The organism is Curtobacterium salicis, from assembly GCF_011759505.1.
In the GTDB taxonomy this organism is placed as follows: Bacteria; Actinomycetota; Actinomycetes; order Actinomycetales; family Microbacteriaceae; genus Curtobacterium; species Curtobacterium salicis.
The window spans coordinates 260,784-276,927 of record NZ_JAAOYO010000001.1; the positions used below are offsets into that span (position 1 = coordinate 260,784).

16 protein-coding genes are annotated in these 16,144 nt (G+C 70.7%); 13 read left to right on the forward strand and 3 right to left on the reverse strand.

The genetic code is table 11. The features are described 5' to 3' along the window. Positions 1-37: 37 nt before the first annotated feature. The 5 genes from E9228_RS01245 to rbfA all read left to right on the forward strand — a co-directional run bounded on the left by E9228_RS01245 (position 38) and on the right by rbfA (position 6,854). Complete coding sequence (locus E9228_RS01245) at positions 38-1,789, forward strand: proline--tRNA ligase (RefSeq protein ID WP_166778808.1); 1,752 nt, start codon at positions 38-40, stop codon at positions 1,787-1,789. Positions 1,790-1,932: 143 nt separating this feature from the next. Continuing rightward, positions 1,933-2,928 (forward strand): transcription termination factor NusA, encoded by a 996-nt coding sequence (nusA, locus tag E9228_RS01250; protein WP_166778809.1) that lies wholly within the window; start codon positions 1,933-1,935, stop codon positions 2,926-2,928. Positions 2,929-3,015: 87 nt separating this feature from the next. Further along, complete coding sequence (locus tag E9228_RS01255; protein WP_166778810.1) at positions 3,016-3,342, forward strand: YlxR family protein; 327 nt, start codon at positions 3,016-3,018, stop codon at positions 3,340-3,342. A 74-nt stretch (positions 3,343-3,416) separates the two neighbouring features. Further along, positions 3,417-6,284 (forward strand): translation initiation factor IF-2, encoded by a 2,868-nt coding sequence (gene infB / locus E9228_RS01260; protein WP_166778811.1) that lies wholly within the window; start codon positions 3,417-3,419, stop codon positions 6,282-6,284. 78 nt (positions 6,285-6,362) lie between these two features. Next, positions 6,363-6,854 (forward strand): 30S ribosome-binding factor RbfA, encoded by a 492-nt coding sequence (gene rbfA / locus E9228_RS01265; RefSeq protein WP_166778812.1) that lies wholly within the window; start codon positions 6,363-6,365, stop codon positions 6,852-6,854. An 80-nt stretch (positions 6,855-6,934) separates the two neighbouring features. Here rbfA and E9228_RS01270 read toward each other — a convergent pair whose 3' ends face one another. Continuing rightward, positions 6,935-7,834, reverse strand: a complete 900-nt coding sequence (locus E9228_RS01270) for an HhH-GPD family protein (protein ID WP_425248357.1) — start codon at positions 7,832-7,834, stop codon at positions 6,935-6,937. A gap of 53 nt (positions 7,835-7,887) precedes the next feature. Here E9228_RS01270 and E9228_RS01275 point away from each other — a divergent pair, with 53 nt between their 5' ends. The 5 genes from E9228_RS01275 to E9228_RS01295 all read left to right on the forward strand — a co-directional run bounded on the left by E9228_RS01275 (position 7,888) and on the right by E9228_RS01295 (position 11,226). Next, positions 7,888-8,334 carry a hypothetical protein gene (locus E9228_RS01275; RefSeq protein WP_166778813.1) on the forward strand — a complete coding sequence of 149 codons (447 nt, stop codon included), beginning with the start codon at positions 7,888-7,890 and terminating at the stop codon, positions 8,332-8,334. A gap of 38 nt (positions 8,335-8,372) precedes the next feature. Then, a complete protein-coding gene (gene truB / locus E9228_RS01280) occupies positions 8,373-9,314 on the forward strand; it encodes a tRNA pseudouridine(55) synthase TruB (RefSeq protein WP_166778814.1) in 942 nt (313 codons plus the stop codon). After that, positions 9,311-9,676 (forward strand): hypothetical protein, encoded by a 366-nt coding sequence (locus E9228_RS01285; RefSeq protein ID WP_166778815.1) that lies wholly within the window; start codon positions 9,311-9,313, stop codon positions 9,674-9,676. The genes truB and E9228_RS01285 overlap by 4 nt, the downstream gene beginning before the upstream one ends. Before the next feature lie 105 nt (positions 9,677-9,781). Continuing rightward, entirely contained in the window at positions 9,782-10,246 is a 465-nt protein-coding gene (locus E9228_RS01290) for a hypothetical protein (protein WP_166778816.1), read from the forward strand. Positions 10,247-10,263: 17 nt separating this feature from the next. Further along, positions 10,264-11,226, forward strand: coding sequence for a bifunctional riboflavin kinase/FAD synthetase (locus E9228_RS01295; protein WP_166778817.1), 963 nt, complete (start codon positions 10,264-10,266; stop codon positions 11,224-11,226). A gap of 79 nt (positions 11,227-11,305) precedes the next feature. Here E9228_RS01295 and E9228_RS01300 read toward each other — a convergent pair whose 3' ends face one another. Next, positions 11,306-12,538 carry a DUF349 domain-containing protein gene (locus E9228_RS01300; RefSeq protein ID WP_166778818.1) on the reverse strand — a complete coding sequence of 411 codons (1,233 nt, stop codon included), beginning with the start codon at positions 12,536-12,538 and terminating at the stop codon, positions 11,306-11,308. Between the two features lie 113 nt (positions 12,539-12,651). Then, entirely contained in the window at positions 12,652-13,455 is an 804-nt protein-coding gene (locus E9228_RS01305; RefSeq protein WP_166778819.1) for a peptidylprolyl isomerase, read from the reverse strand. A gap of 92 nt (positions 13,456-13,547) precedes the next feature. Between E9228_RS01305 and E9228_RS01310 the strand changes: the two genes are divergently transcribed. From E9228_RS01310 to E9228_RS01320, 3 genes are all read left to right on the forward strand, one after another. Next, complete coding sequence (locus E9228_RS01310; protein ID WP_425248358.1) at positions 13,548-14,930, forward strand: replication-associated recombination protein A; 1,383 nt, start codon at positions 13,548-13,550, stop codon at positions 14,928-14,930. Between the two features lie 274 nt (positions 14,931-15,204). Then, entirely contained in the window at positions 15,205-15,834 is a 630-nt protein-coding gene (gene rpsD, locus E9228_RS01315) for a 30S ribosomal protein S4 (protein ID WP_110902175.1), read from the forward strand. 114 nt (positions 15,835-15,948) lie between these two features. Then, positions 15,949-16,143 carry a hypothetical protein gene (locus E9228_RS01320; RefSeq protein WP_166778820.1) on the forward strand — a complete coding sequence of 65 codons (195 nt, stop codon included), beginning with the start codon at positions 15,949-15,951 and terminating at the stop codon, positions 16,141-16,143. The last annotated feature ends 1 nt before the right edge of the window (position 16,144 follow it).

A 16,144-nucleotide genomic window follows, 5' to 3' on the forward strand; every position in this document is an offset into this window, starting at 1 on the left:
GGGTCACGTCGTGATCGTCCGCCGCTAGGCTGACGGCGTGGTCACACGGCTCTCTCACCTCTTCCTCCGCACGCTCCGCGACGACCCCTCCGACGCGGAGGTGACCAGTCACAAGCTGCTCGTCCGCGCCGGCTACGTCCGTCGCCAGTCGCCGGGCATCTTCGCCTGGCTGCCGCTCGGGCTGCGCGTCCGCTCGAAGATCGAGGGCATCATCCGCGACGAGATGGTCGCCGCCGGTGCGCAAGAGGTGCTGCTGCCCGCCCTCCTGCCGCGCGAGCCCTACGAGGCCACGAACCGCTGGACCGAGTACGGCGACGGCATGTTCCGCCTGCAGGACCGCAAGGGTTCCGACTACCTGCTCGCACCCACCCACGAAGAGATGTTCGCGCTCCTCGTCAAGGACCTGTACTCGTCGTACAAGGACCTGCCCGTCACGCTGTTCCAGATCCAGGACAAGTACCGCGACGAAGCCCGTCCGCGCGCCGGGCTGCTGCGTGGTCGTGAGTTCACGATGAAGGACGCCTACTCGTTCGACCTCGACGACGCCGGGCTGGAGCGCAGCTACCAGGTGATGCGGGACGCCTACGAGCGGATCTTCGCGCGCCTGGGCCTCGAGTACGTGATCGTCAAGGCGGACGCCGGCGCCATGGGCGGCTCGAAGTCCGAGGAGTTCCTGCACCCGATCACCGTCGGCGAGGACACGTTCGTCCGCAGCGCCGGCGGCTACGCGGCCAACGTCGAGGCGTACGTCACCCCGGTGCCCGATGCCAAGCCGATCGACGGCCTGCCCGAGCCCGTGCTGCTGCCCGCATCGGACACCCCGACGATCGACTCGCTCGTGGCCCACGCCAACGCCGTCGCCCCGCGCGATGGTGCCCCGTGGACCGCCGCGGACACCCTGAAGAACGTCGTCCTCGCCCTGACGCACCTCGACGGCACGCGAGAGGTCGTCGTGGTCGGTCTGCCCGGCGATCGCGACGTCGACCTCAAGCGTGCCGAGGTGGCCTTCGCCCCGGCCGAGGTCGAGGCCGCCGGTGACGACGACTTCCGCAAGCACCGTGGCCTGGTCAAGGGCTACATCGGCCCGCAGGTCCTCGGTGCGGACAGCGCGACGGGCCTGCGCTACTTCGTCGACCCGCGCGTGGTCGACGGCACCACCTGGGTCACCGGCGCCAACGAGCGCGGTGTCCACGTCTCGGGTCTGGTGGCCGGTCGGGACTTCGTCGCCGACGGGGTCGCCGAGGTGTCCGACGTCCGCGCCGGCGACCCCGCGCCGGACGGCTCCGGGCCGCTCGAGACCGCACGCGGCATGGAGATCGGTCATGTTTTCCAGCTCGGTCGGAAGTACGCCGAGGCCCTGGGCCTCAAGGTGCAGGACGAGAACGGCAAGCTCGCCACCGTCACGATGGGCTCGTACGGCATCGGCGTGACGCGCATCCTGGCGATCCTGGCCGAGGCCCACAACGACGAGAAGGGCCTGGCCTGGCCCAAGCACGTCGCGCCGTTCGACGTGCACGTCGTCGCGACCGGCAAGGACGCCACGGCGTACGAGCTGGCCGAGTCGATCGTCGCGCAGCTCGAGTCCGAGCGGTTCGACGTCGTGTACGACGACCGACCGAAGGTGTCGCCGGGCGTCAAGCTCCGTGACGCGGAACTGCTCGGCATGCCGATCGTGGTCGTCGCCGGACGTGGCGCAGCCGACGGCGTCGTCGAGCTCTGGAACCGTGCCACGGGGGAGCGGTCCGACGTCCCGGTCGCGGAACTGCTCCAGGCGGTCCGCGCGATCTGACGCAGCGGCGTCGGCGACGACGACGGACACACGGCCCGTGGCAGATCGCCACGGGCCTTGCGTCATTCCTGCGGTACGATCGACGACGGCTTCCGCGTGGTCCCATCCGCGGAAGTGACTCATCTGAATACGGAGGCACCTCGGTGAAGATCGACCTCGCAGTCCTGCGACTCATGGAGCGTGAGCGGGAGATCCCGTTCGACGAGCTCGTCCAGATCATCGAATCTGCCATCCTGACCGCCTACCAGAAGCACCGCGCCGAGAACGACGAACCCGTCGACGCCCAGGCCCGGGTCGAGCTGGACCGCAAGTCCGGCGGAGTGTCCGTCTTCGTGCCCGAGCGCGACGAGGACGACAACGTCATCGGCGAGTCCGTCGACCAGCCGAGCGACTTCGGGCGGATCGCGGCCTTCGCCGCCAAGCAGGTCATCAACCAGCGTCTCCGCGACATCGGCGACGACAAGATCCTCGGCGAGTTCCGCGGCAAGGAAGGCGACATCGTCGCCGGCATCGTGCAGCAGGGGCCGAACCCGAAGATGGTGATGGTCGACCTCGGCACCGTCGAGGCGATCCTGCCGCCCGAAGAGCAGGTGCCGGGGGAGACCTACGCACACGGCACCCGCCTGCGCGTCTACGTGACGAGCGTCGGCCGTGGTCACAAGGGCCCGCAGATCACGGTGTCGCGGACCCACCCCGGTCTGGTCCGGAAGCTGTTCGCGCTCGAGGTCCCGGAGATCGCGTCCGGCGTCGTCGAGATCACGTCGCTCGCCCGCGAAGCCGGACACCGCACGAAGATGGCGGTGAAGGCGAACGAGCCCGGCGTCAACGCGAAGGGTGCGTGCATCGGCGAGCTCGGTGCCCGTGTGCGTTCGGTGACGAACGAGCTCGGTGCCGAGAAGATCGACATCGTCGACTGGTCGTCGGACCTCTCCACCTTCGTGGCCAGCGCGCTGTCGCCGGCCAAGGTCACGAGCGCGTTCGTGCTCGACGCCTCGACGAAGGCCGTTCGCGCCCTGGTGCCGGACTACCAGCTGTCGCTCGCGATCGGGAAGGAAGGGCAGAACGCCCGCCTCGCCGCGAAGCTCACGGGCGCCCGGATCGACATCCAGCCGGACTCGATCCTCGACGGCGACGACTGAGCAGCACCCACATCGACGCGATCCGGTTCGCTCGTGGCGAGAGGCCTCGGGCGCGCCGGATCGCGGTCGTCGGAGTCAAGGAGTAGAGTGGACGCCGTCAGAACGTGCATCGGCAGTCGTCGTCGCGCAACCCGATCCTCCCTCCTCCGTGTCGTCGCTCGCAGTGACGGCTCCGTGGTAGCGGATCCGAAGGCAGTCATGCCGGGCCGGGGGGCATGGCTCACACCGACCGTCGAAGCGTACGAGCTGGCCGTCAAGCGCAGGGCATTCCGCCGTGCGCTCCGGCTGGAGCGTGATCCCGACACGTCCGCGGTGCGCGAGTACCTCGCTGGGCTGGGGCCCGACGGCCCGAACAGCACAGCGCTCGAGCGCCAGGACATGACAGAACAGGCTGAACGGCTTATGGACAACTGATGAGCGGCTCGAAATGAGACCCGTCAACCATTGAGTCCTGCCCCTTGACGGGGTGGGACCCGTGAAGGAGAACAGTGGCGAAACCACGCGTACACGAGATCGCAAGCGAGCTCGGCGTCGACAGCAAGACCGCAATGGAGAAGCTCAAGGAACTCGGCGAATTCGTCAAGGGCCCGAGCTCGAGCATCGAACCCCCCGTCGCACGGAAGCTCCGTGCAGCACTGCAGGCCGAAGGCGCGTCCGCGTCGGCAGCCCCGGCAGCACCTGCCGCCGCGAAGGCCCCCGCGGCCCCGCGTTCCGGCGCCCCGAAGCCCGGCGGCCCCAAGCCCGGACCGAAGCGCCCCGCGCCGGAGCCCGAGCCCGTCGTCGAGGAAGCCCCGTCGGCCCCGGCCGTCGACGGCGCCCCGATCCCCGCCGCCCCGAAGTCCGTCGCACAGCGTCAGGCCGAGGCAGAGGCCGCCCGCAAGGCCGCGGCCGAGCAGAAGGCCGCTGAGCAGCAGGCCGCCGCGCAGCAGCCCGACGGCGCGCAGGAGGACTCCGGTCCGAGTGACGCCGTCAAGCCCGGTGGCTCCAAGCCGTCCGGCTCCGGTTCGGCCCCGAAGCCCGGTGGCCCGAAGCCCGGTGCCCGTCCCGGCAACAACCCGTACGCGTCGAGCCAGGGCATGGGCGCACGTCCGCCGCGCCCCGGCAACAACCCGTTCGCCTCCAACCAGGGCATGGGCCAGCGCCCGGCCGCCGGTGCCGGCAACGGCATCCCGCGTCCGCAGCCGCCGCGTCCCGGTGCTCCCCGTCCGGGTGCCCCGCGTCCCGGCGGTCCCGGTCAGAACAACCGTCCCAACGGCTTCGGGCAGCGCCCGGGTCAGGGTGGTGGCGGTCGTGGTGGCCCCGGTGGCGGCTTCAACCGTCCCGGTGGTGCCGGTGCCGGTGCTGGTGGCGGCTTCGCCCGTCCCGCGTTCACCGGACCCCGTCCCGCAGGTGGTGGCGGCCGTGGCCGTGGCCCCGGTGGTGGCACGGCCGGTGCGTTCGGTCGCGGTGGTGGCAAGAGCCGCGCCCGCAAGTCGAAGCGGACGAAGCGCGCCGAGTACGAGATGCGGCAGGCGCCGTCGCTCGGCGGTGTGCAGGTCCCTCGTGGCGACGGCAACACGGTCATCCGTCTCCGTCGTGGTGCGAGCATCTCGGACTTCGCGGACAAGATCGACGCGAGCCCCGGCAACCTGGTGACGGTGCTGTTCCACCTCGGTGAGATGGCGACCGCGACCGAGTCCCTGGACGAGGCCACCTTCGAGGTCCTCGGCGAGGAGCTCGGCTACAAGATCCAGGTCGTCTCGCCCGAGGACGAGGACAAGGAGCTCCTCGAGGGCTTCGACATCGACATCGACGCCGAGTACGCCGACGAGGACGACTCCGTCCTGCAGCAGCGTCCCCCGGTCGTCACCGTCATGGGTCACGTCGACCACGGTAAGACCCGACTGCTCGACGCGATCCGCAACTCCAAGGTCGTCGAGGGCGAAGCCGGCGGCATCACCCAGCACATCGGTGCGTACCAGATCGTCACCGAGCACGAGGGCATCGAACGCCCGATCACCTTCATCGACACCCCGGGTCACGAGGCCTTCACGGCCATGCGTGCTCGTGGTGCCCAGGTGACGGACATCGCGATCCTCGTGGTCGCGGCGGACGACGGCATCATGCCGCAGACGATCGAGGCGCTGAACCACGCCCAGTCGGCCGGCGTGCCGATCGTGGTCGCGGTGAACAAGATCGACAAGGACGGGGCGAACCCGGCCAAGGTCCGTCAGCAGCTCACCGAGTACAACCTGGTGGCCGAGGAGTACGGCGGCGACGTCATGTTCGTCGACGTCTCCGCTCGTCAGAACATCGGCATCCAGGACCTCCTGGACGCGGTGCTGCTGACCGCGGACGCCGGTCTCGACCTGCGTGCGAACCCCGACAAGGACGCCCGAGGCGTCGCGATCGAAGCACGGCTCGACAAGGGCCGTGGTGCAGTCGCCACCGTCCTCATCCAGTCCGGCACGCTGCACGTCGGTGACGCGATCGTCGCCGGCACGGCGTACGGCCGTGTCCGGGCGATGGCGGACGAGAACGGCACCGCGGTCGACGCCGCGACGCCGGCCCGTCCGGTCCAGGTGCAGGGTCTGTCGTCGGTGCCCCGCGCCGGTGACACGTTCCTCGTCACCGAGGACGACCGCACCGCCCGCCAGATCGCCGAGAAGCGTGAAGCCGCGCAGCGCAATGCCCAGCTGGCCAAGGCCCGCAAGCGCATCTCGCTCGAGGACTTCACCCGTGCGCTCGAAGAGGGCAAGGTCGACTCGCTCAACCTCATCATCAAGGGTGACGTCTCCGGTGCCGTCGAGGCACTCGAGCAGTCGCTCCTCGACATCGAGGTGGACGACAGCGTCCAGCTGCGCATCCTGCACCGCGGTGTGGGTGCGATCACGGAGTCGGACATCGACCTCGCCACCATCGACAACGCGATCGTCGTCGGCTTCAACGTCCGCCCGGACGTCAAAGCCCGCGAGCGCGCTGCCCGTGAAGGCATCGACGTCCGCTTCTACTCGGTCATCTACAACGCACTCGAGGACATCGAGAACTCGCTCAAGGGCATGCTCAAGCCCGAGTACGAAGAGGTCCAGTCGGGTGTCGCGGAGATCCGGGAGGTGTTCCGTTCCTCGAAGTTCGGCAACATCGCCGGTGTCATCGTCCGGTCCGGCACGATCACGCGCAACGCCAAGGCGCGCGTCATCCGTGACGGTGTGGTCGTGGCCGACGGACTGGCGATCGAGTCGCTCCGTCGCTTCAAGGACGACGTCACCGAGGTCCGCACGGACTACGAGGCCGGTATCGGTCTCGGCAAGTTCAACGACATCCAGCCCGGCGACGAGATCGAGACCACCGAGCTCGTCGAGAAGCCGCGCGACTGATCGCACTGAGTACCCTGGGCCCCGCCTCCTCCGTCCGGAGGAGGCGGGGCCTCACCCCGTTCCGCAAGGAGGAACCCCATGGCTGACCCGCAGCGCGCACGCAAGATGGCCGACCGCATCAAGGAAGTCGTCGCTCGTCGTCTCGACAAGGGCCTGCGCGACCCGCGTCTCGGCTTCGTGACGATCACCGACGTCCGGGTGACCGGGGACCTGCAGCACGCGTCGATCTTCTACACGGTGTACGGCTCGGACGAGGAGCGCGCGGACTCCGCTGCGGCGCTGAAGGCCGCGACCGGCCTGCTCCGCACCGAGGTCGGCAAGAACATCACGGCGCGGCTGACCCCGTCGCTGGAGTTCATCGCCGACGCCCTGCCGGACACGTCGGCGCACCTCGAGGACCTGCTCGCGCAGGCCCAGATGCGTGACCTGCAGGTCCAGCAGGCGGCGGTCGGTGCGACCTACGCCGGCGACGCCGACCCGTACAAGCACGACGACGACGAGGACGACGAGGACGAGGACGAGGACGACGACGAGGACGGCCCCGCGTCGTCCTCCGACGCCCGCGTCTGACGCCCGACCGAGCGCGCCCGTCACCACCCGGTGGCGGGCGCGCTCGTCTGTCGTCCGCACCGCACCGAGCAGGGACGTGCTCAGCCTCGGGGGAGCCGGTACCCCTCGACGTCGTCACCCTCCGCCAGACCGTCCCGCAGCAGGGACGCGAGCGCCCGGTCCCGCTGCGGTCCGTCCGGCCAGACCATCGCGATCTCGGCGGCCATGACGGGCACGTCGCTCGCCCGCAGCTCGGCCATGATCATGCCGCGGACCTGTCGGTCGCTGCCGGCGAACCGCGACTGCTTCGGCGCCCGCGGTCCGTCGTGCTCCGGGTACCCGGCTGCCCGCCAGGCGCAGCGGTCCGCGATCGGGCAGGCGTCGCAGGCGGGGGAGCGCGCGACGCACACCAGCGCGCCGAGTTCCATCACGGCCGCGTTCGTCGCCGCGGCGTCGTCGCGGTCGTCGGGCAGGGTCGCGGCCATCAGCGGGAGGTCCTGCTTCGCCTTCGCCGGTCCGGGCTCGCCCTGGCCCAGCACGGCACGTGCCAGGACGCGTCGGACGTTCACGTCGACGACGGGGTGCCGGTCGCCGTAGGCGAAGACCGCGACGGCACGGGCCGTGTAGTCCCCGATGCCGGGGAGGGCCAGGAGGGCGTCGACGTCCCGGGGCACGACGTTGTCGTGCTGGTCGGCGATGACGGTCGCCGCCGCGTGCAGCGCGAGGGCGCGACGCGGGTAGCCGAGCCGGTCCCAGGCACGGACCGCGTCCGCCGGGGGTGAGGCCGCCAGGTCCGCAGGTGTCGGCCACCGGGTGAGCCACGCCTCCAGTCGGGGGACGACCCGCGCGACCTGCGTCTGCTGGAGCATGATCTCGCTCACCAGCGTGCCCCAGGCGGGGAAGCCGGGACGCCGCCAGGGCAGGTCACGGGCCTCGCGGCGGTACCAGGCCAGCAGGGGGGACGAGATCGCCGCCGCCCTGTGGATGGTCGCGTCGTCCACAGACGGACTGGAGGCTCTGCCCACGTTCACCACGACAGCCTACGGTGGTGGACATGGCACGCTGGGCACCGCAGGAGATCGACACCATGGCCGCGATCGCGAGCGAGGTGGTCGCACAGGTCGGCACGAACCGGACCGTCATCGCCGTCGACGGGCAGGACGGCGTCGACCTCGAACACGTCGCGGCGGCGCTCGTCGCCGGCTTCGAGCAGCAGGGCGTGCAGGCGATGGCCGCAGCCGCTCCGTCCGCGGACGCCGACACGCTCCGGACCGACCTGGTGACCCCGTTCCGCACCACCGGCGCGGGCGAGGGTGTGCTCGTCGTGCACGGGCAGGGCCTGCTCGCACCGAGCACCCGCACCCTGTGGCGCTGGTCGCTGTGGGTGGAGCAGGAATCCGGTCGACTCGAACGGCGAGCCGACGTGAAGATCGCCGCCTCGGCAGTGCTCGACGTCAGCGACCCGGCGCACCCTCGGCGTGAGTGGAACGACGCCTGCTGACTGGCGCTCGACGACGGTCCCGCTGCTAGTCTCGTCCGGTGCTCGTGACCCCGCCCGACGGCATCCTCCTCGTCGACAAGCCGCAGGGCATCTCGAGCCACCGCGTGGTCTCGATCGCCCGCCGCCGCCTCGACCTCAAGAAGATCGGCCACGCGGGCACGCTCGACCCGATGGCGACCGGGCTGCTGATCCTGGGGGTCGGGCCCTCGACGCGGCTCCTGACGCACCTCGTCGGACTCGGCAAGACGTACACGGCCACCATCCGGCTCGGTGTCGGCACCGACTCGGACGACGCCGACGGTGATCCCGTCACGGCGCACGGTGCCCCCGCCGACGCGGTGACCGACGAGGCCGTGGAAGCCGCAGTCGCGGCGCTGCGCGGTCCGATCGACCAGGTGCCGTCGACGGTCAGCGCGATCAAGGTCGACGGCCGACGTGCGTACGACCTGGCGCGCAAGGGCGAAGCGGTCACGCTGAAGGCCCGACGCGTCACCGTCGACCGGTTCGAGGTCCGCGGCCGTGCCGATCGTGTCGTGTCGGTCGACGGGGCGGAGGTCCCCGTCGTCGACCTCGACGTCGTCGTCTCGTGCTCGTCGGGCACCTACATCCGCGCCCTGGCGCGTGACGTCGGCGCCGCCCTCGGCACCGGCGCACACCTCACGGCGCTCCGGCGGACCGTGGTGGGGCCGTTCGCCGTCGAGGACGCCGTCGACCTCGAGGACGATTCCGTCGACGTGCGCGGCGCGCTCGCGCGACCGACCGACGTCGCCCGCCGACTGTTCCCGGTCGTCCAGCTCGACGGGGCGCAGGCGAAGGACCTCGGGGACGGCAAACGCATCACCGCCGACCATCCCGACACCGACGGCCCGGTCGCCGCGATCGCCACGGGAGCCGACCGGCTCGTCGGCCTCGTCGCGGTCCGACGCGGTCAGCTCCGGGTCATCACGAACTTCCCGACCGCGACAGGAGCGAACACGTGATCGAGTGGTTCATGTGGGTGCAGTTCGGCATCGCCTGCGTCATCGGGCTGGCCGCCGTCGTCCTCGGCCTGATCGGGTGGAAGCCCAACGACTACACCGTCGGCGGACTCGCGCTCGTCGAGCTCCTGCTCCTCGCGCAGCTGGTGGTCGCGCTCGTCGCCCCGGCCGTCGGCAACCCGCCGGAGGGCAACGTCCTCGAGTTCTGGGTCTACGCGGTGTCGGTGGTCCTGGTGCCGCCGGCGACGATCGTGTGGGCGCTGGTGGACCGCACCCGCTGGAGCACCGTCGTCCTCGGCGCCGGGGCGTTCACAGCGGCCGTGATGGTCTACCGGATGTACCAGATCTGGTTCGCGCTGAACTGACGGTTCCGTCGCGGCTCCGGCACGTCCGGTGCCGGTGTCCGACGCCGTCGTCCGCCGTCCGCTCCCCGTGCCCGGGACCCTGCGACGATCGGTAGGATCGGTGCAATGGTGATCAAGTCCTCCGCCGGTACCGACCGACCGGCACGGAGTCGTCGGACGTCGTCCCTGGCCAGCGGTGTCGGCCGGGTCCTGATCGCGGTGTACGGCATCCTCGCCCTCGCCGCCACTGGTCGGAGCATCGTCCAGATCGCCGAGAAGTTCTCCTTCGCGCCGTTCTCGTACACGCTCAGCGCCATCGCCGCCGTCGTGTACATCGTCGCCATGATCGCCCTCATCGTGCCCGGACAGGCCTGGTACCGGGTCGCCTGCGTGACCATCGTCTTCGAGATGACCGGCGTGCTCGTGATCGGCACGCTCTCACTGCTCGACCGCCAGTTGTTCCCGGACGACACGATCTGGTCGTACTACGGCTCGGGCTACGCGTTCGCACCACTCGTGCTGCCGATCGCCGGACTCTGGTGGCTCCGCAAGCACCACCGCACCGCCGCGACCGTGGCCCCGGCCGAGTGACGACGGAGGGCTCACGCATGCACTTCTACGACGACGTCGCCGACGTCCCCGCCGACTTCGGGCCGAGCGCGGTCACGATCGGCAAGTTCGACGGGGTCCACGTCGGGCACCGGGCGGTCATCGCCCACCTCGAGGACGCGGCCCGCAGCCGTGGGCTCGTGTCCACCGTCGTCACCTTCGACCAGCACCCCCTCAACGTGATCGACCCCGAGCGTGTGCCGCCCGCGTTGACCAGCACCGCCCAGCGTCGTGAGCTGCTCGACGCGGTCGGGGTCGACACCACGCTCCTGCTGCGGTTCGACTCCGCACTGCAGGCGAAGCCGGCCGAGGCGTTCGTGTCCGAGATCCTCGTCGACACCCTGCACGCGAAGCTCGTCTTCGTCGGCAGCGACTTCCGCTTCGGTGCCCGTGGGGCCGGCGACGTCACCCTGCTCCGGCAGCTCGGCGAACGCCACGGGTTCCAGGTCGAGCTGATCGACGACGTGGACCTGGTCGACGACGTCCGTGCGGTGGGGGAGCGCCGCGTGTCGTCCACCTGGATCCGCGAACTCCTGTCGGTCGGTCGGGTCGCCGAGGCGGCTCGTCTGCTCGGCCGTGAGCACGCGGTCCGCAGTGTCGTCGTGCACGGCAACCAGCGCGGACGGGCGATGGGCTACCCGACGGCGAACCTCGCGCCGGCTTGCGAGGGCTTCGTGCCCGCTGACGGCGTCTACGCGGCCCGGGTGCTGCACGACGGGGTGACCTACCCCGCCGCGGTGTCGGTCGGCAACAACCCGACGTTCACCGGGGTGCCGGCGAAGCAGATCGAGGCCCACCTGCTCGACGTCGACATCGACCTCTACGACGAGACGATCTCGGTGCTCTTCGTCGCCTACGTCCGCGGGATGGTGGCCTTCAGCGGCATGGACGAACTCGCTGCGCAGATGCGGCAGGACGACCTGGACATCCGGCTGCTCCTCGGCATGTCCGTCTCCGCCTGACCTCTCCCGACCGCGACCGACCACACACGAACGCCCCGCGACCGGTCCGGTCGCGGGGCGTTCGTGTGTGTGCTCCGGCTCAGCCGCCGAGGGCGTCGAGCCAGATCTTGCGGGCGTCGAGCGCCTCCTGCGCGTCCTTGATCTTGCGAGCGTCGCCGGTGGCCTGCGCGTCGGCGAGCTCGGACTGCAGCTTGGCGATCGCGTCCTCGAGCTGGCTGGCCAGTCCGGTCTGGCGGGCCTTGCGCTCCGGGTCCGACTGCTTCCAGTGGGTGTCCTCGAGGCTGCGCACGTGGTCCTCGACCGCACGGATGCGGTCCTCGACCCGACGGACGTCGGCACGGGGGACCCGGCCGATCTCGTCCCACCGTCGCTGGACGTCGGTGAGTGCCTTGCGCGCCGCGACCCGGTCCTGGATCTGCAGGATCGGCTCGGCCTCGGTCAGGAGGGCGAGCTTGGCTTCGAGATTGACCGAGTACTCCTCGTTCTCTGCGGTGCTCTCGGCGTGGCGCTGTTCGAAGAGGACGTCACCGGCGGCCTTGAAGCGGGCCCAGAGCGCGTCGTCGTGGCGCTTGCCCGCGCGACCGGCGTTCTTCCAGTCGTCGAGCAGCTCGCGGTACGCCGGGATCGCGTCGGACCCGCGGGGTGCGAGCGCCTCGGCCTGCTGCACGAGCTCCTGCTTGCGGGCCCGGGCATCGCGGTGCTGCGAGTCGAGCTCGGAGTAGAAGGCACGACGGTGCTGGTCGACCGTCGAGCGCGCGGTGCGGAACCGCTTCCAGAGGTCGTTCGCGTCGTTCTTCGGGATGCGCGGGCCGTCGTGCTGGTGCTGCTGCCACCGGGCGAACACGTCGTCGAGCTGCGCGGTCACCTGCTTCCACTGCGCACGGGCGGGGTCGACCGCCGCCAGTGCCTCGGCCTCTTCCACCAGGGCGGTGCGGTAGGCGAGCGCCTCGGTCAGGGCAGCCTGCGCCTGCGCGGCCTGCTCCTTCGTCAGGGAACCCACCTGGTCGGTGAGGGCGCCGATGCGGTCCTCGAGCGACTTGATGTCGCCGACGACGCGGGCTTCGGCGACCAGGCTGCGCAGGTGCTCGACGGTCCGGGCGACGTCGTTCGCGGACGCGCCGCCCTTGACGCGCTGCTCCGCGATCTTCACCTGGCCTTCGAGGTCCGCGTACTTGCGGGCGAAGTAGGCCAGCGCCTCTTCGGCGGAGGCGTCGGGGTACTCGCCCACGACCCGCTCCGAGTCCTCGTACCGGACGTAGACCGTCCCGTCGTCGTCTACCCGGCCCCAGGTCGTTGCTTCGTCAGATGCCACAGGTCTCGCCTCGATCGTGGTCGTGCATCACCGACGTCACCGTCGGCACGGTCAGGTCGTCAGCCTATTGCACCGCCGGGTCGTGCGACGGGCGTGTGCGCTTTCGCTGTGGACTACTTCTCCTCGGCGATGGTCGCGCCGGTGATCTCGGTGGCCACCTTCGGCTCGCCGGACCCGTCCGAACCGGCGTCGGCGATGCCCTTCGACGTGACCTTCGCGACCAGGTCCGACAGCCCGCTGGTCACCTTGCCGACCACGGTGTAGCCGCCCGTGGACGGGTCGAGCGTGGTGTCGCCGGTCACGATGAAGAACTGCGTCGTCTGCGACGAGGGGGTGGCGCCGCGTGCGATCGCGATCGTGCCCTTCGCGTAGGTGCCGTCGCTCGGAACGTTCTCGAGCGGGCCGTACTGGAACCCGGCGTCGCCGGTGCCGTCGCCGTTCGCGGAACCGCACTGCAGGAAGTGGAAGCCCGTGCTGTCGGCCAGACGGTGGCACGTCGTGCCCTCGTAGAACTGCTTGCGGATGAGGTCGATCTCGACGCTGGCCGCCTGCGGGGCCTTCGCGCCGTCGAGCTCGATGCCCAGGCGGATGTCCTTGTTGAGCGTGAGCGTGCCGGTCCAGGTCGCGCCCTTCGCGATGCCCTTGCTCGGCACGTCCCCGGTGTTCCCCGCGGTCGCGCTGGCCGACGGCGTGGGGGAGGTGGTCGAGCTCGCGCTGGGCGAGGCACCGGCGGCACCCGACGTCGACGCGTGCACCAGCTGCGAGCCGGTGGCGAGGGCGGCGACCAGCACGAGGACACCGGCCCCGATGACGTTGTCGCGGACACGACGTCGCCGCTGACGCTCGTGGAGGCCCTGTCTGGCCTGGTAGAGACGGAGTCGCTCGCGGGCTTCACGGCTCGGGTTCTTCGGTGCCACGGTGCTCTTCTGACCTCTCGTCGCGGTGTCGCAACGAGCGTACCGGTTCACCCGGTGCGGCCCCGTCGGTGCTGGCCCGTACGATCGGTGGCATGGCAACTGACCGGTCGGGGATGAACGCACCCACGACGGGTGGCCGGACCGGGTTGGCCCAGGGCTCGGTCCCGCTCGCGGTGCGGATGCGTCCGACGAGCCTCGACGAGGTCGCCGGCCAGCAGCACCTCCTCGGCCGCGGCTCGCCGCTCGTGCAGTTGGCGACCGGTTCCCGGGAGAGCCCCGGTGGCGTCTCGGTGATCCTCTGGGGACCGCCCGGCACCGGCAAGACGACCCTGGCGCAGGCGATCGCCCGGCAGTCCGGCCGCGAGTTCGTCGAGCTCTCCGCGGTGACGGCCGGCGTCAAGGACGTCCGCGAGGTGATGGAGAAGGCCCTGACCCACCGGGACCTCTACGGCGCGACGACGGTCCTGTTCCTCGACGAGATCCACCGCTTCAGCAAGGCCCAGCAGGACGCGTTGCTGCCCGGGGTCGAGAACGGCTGGGTGATCCTCATCGCCGCGACCACCGAGAACCCCTCCTTCTCGGTCATCTCACCGCTGCTGTCCCGTTCGCTGCTCCTCACGCTCAAGCCGCTCACCGACGCCGACCTCGGCATGCTCGTCGACCGGGCCGTCGAGGACGCCCGGGGCCTCCGCGGTGCGGTCGTGCTCGGGGACGAGGCGCGTGCCGCGATCATCCGTCTGGCCTCCGGTGACGCCCGACGTGCCCTGACGGCGCTGGAGGCCGCGGCCGCCTCCGCCGTGGCGGCGCAGGACGACGACGAGCGCGAGGCCGGCACCGTCCCGGTCGTCGACGCCGACACGGTCGCCGCCGCGGTCGACCGCGCGCTGCTCCGGTACGACCGGCAGGGCGACGAGCACTACGACGTCATCAGCGCGTTCATCAAGTCGGTCCGGGGGAGCGACGTCGACGCCGCGCTGCACTACCTGGCGCGGATGATCGAGGCCGGCGAGGACCCGCGGTTCATCGCCCGACGGATCATCATCTCGGCGTCCGAGGACATCGGCATGGCGGACCCGCAGGCGCTGCCGATCGCCGTCGCCGCCGCGCAGGCCGTGCAGCTCATCGGCATGCCGGAGGGCCGGATCCCGCTCGCCGAGGCCGTCGTCTACCTGGCGACCGCGCCGAAGTCGAACGCGGCCTACAACGGCGTCAACCAGGCCGTCGCCGACGTCAAGGCCGGGCGGATGGGCGTCGTGCCGAACCACCTCCGTGACGCGCACTACGCCGGGGCGAAGCGGCTCGGACACGGCAAGGGCTACGTCTACTCGCACGACGCCGAGCACGGCGTCGCGACCCAGCAGTACCTGCCCGACGCCCTGGACGGCACCGAGTACTACACGCCGACCGCCAACGGCTTCGAGCGCGAGATCGGACCGCGCCTCGACCGACTACGCGGGATCATCCGCGGCGACTGACCGGGCCCGCGACGCGCGGTCGGACCGATCCCCACGGCGGGGCAGGATGCTGCTATCGTTGACGGGCCTACGTCCTGGTCCTCGCGTGCGGCTGCGTCGAGGACACAGTGTCGGACACGTCCTGAACGGACCTGACCGGCACGGGGGCAGAGGTTCGGGCTGTAGCCGCCCGATCCCACAGGCTCATCCCTCTGGATCCCGTCACGGGGTCCGTCGGTGCGTGCGCGCTCCGAGACCCGTGACATCTTCAGTTCAGTACAGAGAAAAGGACCCTGTGTCTACCAAGTCACGCACCCGCAGCAAGACCCGCCTGTCTCGCGCGCTCGGCATCCCGCTGACGCCGAAGGCGGCCCGTTACCTCGAGAAGCGCCCCTACGGGCCCGGTGAGCACGGCCGTACGCGCCGTCGTCAGGACAGCGACTACGCCGTCCGTCTCCGTGAGAAGCAGCGTCTGCGCGCCCAGTACGGCATCCGCGAGAAGCAGCTCCGCATCGTCTTCGAAGAGTCCCGCAAGGCCGCCGGTCTGACCGGTGAGAACCTCGTCGAGACCCTCGAGACGCGTCTGGACGCCCTCGTGCTCCGTGCCGGTTTCGCCCGCACCACCTCGCAGGCCCGCCAGCTGATCGTGCACCGTCACATCCTGGTCGACGGCAAGCTCGTCGACCGCCCCTCCTTCCGCGTCAAGGAGGGCCAGCTGATCCACGTCAAGCAGCGCTCCGAGTCGCTCGAGCCCTTCCAGGTCGCCGCTGCCGGTGGCCACCAGGAAGTCCTCCCGAAGGTCCCGGGCTACCTCGAGGTCGAGATCGACAAGCTCCAGGCCCGCCTGGTCCGTCGCCCGAAGCGCGCCGAGGTCCCCGTGACCTGTGAAGTGCAGCTCGTCGTCGAGTACTACGCAGCTCGCTGATCCCAGCACCTGTGTGAACGGCGGGTCGTCCTCTGCGGAGGGCGGCCCGCCGTTCTTCGTGCCCGCGCTACGCTGGTCGGAGGCGCGCTCGGGCGTGCGCGAGAGGGAGGCATCGTGAAGCAGCTGTTCTTCGTCGCCGTCGGCGTGGTCATCGGGTTCGTCGCCGCGCAGCGCGTCAGCCGGACGCCGTCCGCCGCGCACCTCCTCGCCCAGGTCGACGCCGGGGCGAAGGCCTTCCGCGGGGCGGTCGTCGACGGGTACCGCTCCCGCGGAGCCGAGCTGCGCCCGAACGGCCAGACGCCCACCTGAC

Excerpts from the sequence above, each read along its gene's own strand:
- E9228_RS01295 (WP_166778817.1), top strand. The coding sequence starts at position 10,264 with ATGCACTTCTACGACGACGTCGCCGACGTCCCCGCCGACTTCGGGCCG.
- E9228_RS01310 (WP_425248358.1), top strand. The coding sequence starts at position 13,548 with ATGGCAACTGACCGGTCGGGGATGAACGCACCCACGACGGGTGGCCGG.
- E9228_RS01290 (WP_166778816.1), top strand. The coding sequence starts at position 9,782 with ATGGTGATCAAGTCCTCCGCCGGTACCGACCGACCGGCACGGAGTCGT.
- rbfA (WP_166778812.1), top strand. The coding sequence starts at position 6,363 with ATGGCTGACCCGCAGCGCGCACGCAAGATGGCCGACCGCATCAAGGAA.
- E9228_RS01275 (WP_166778813.1), top strand. The coding sequence starts at position 7,888 with ATGGCACGCTGGGCACCGCAGGAGATCGACACCATGGCCGCGATCGCG.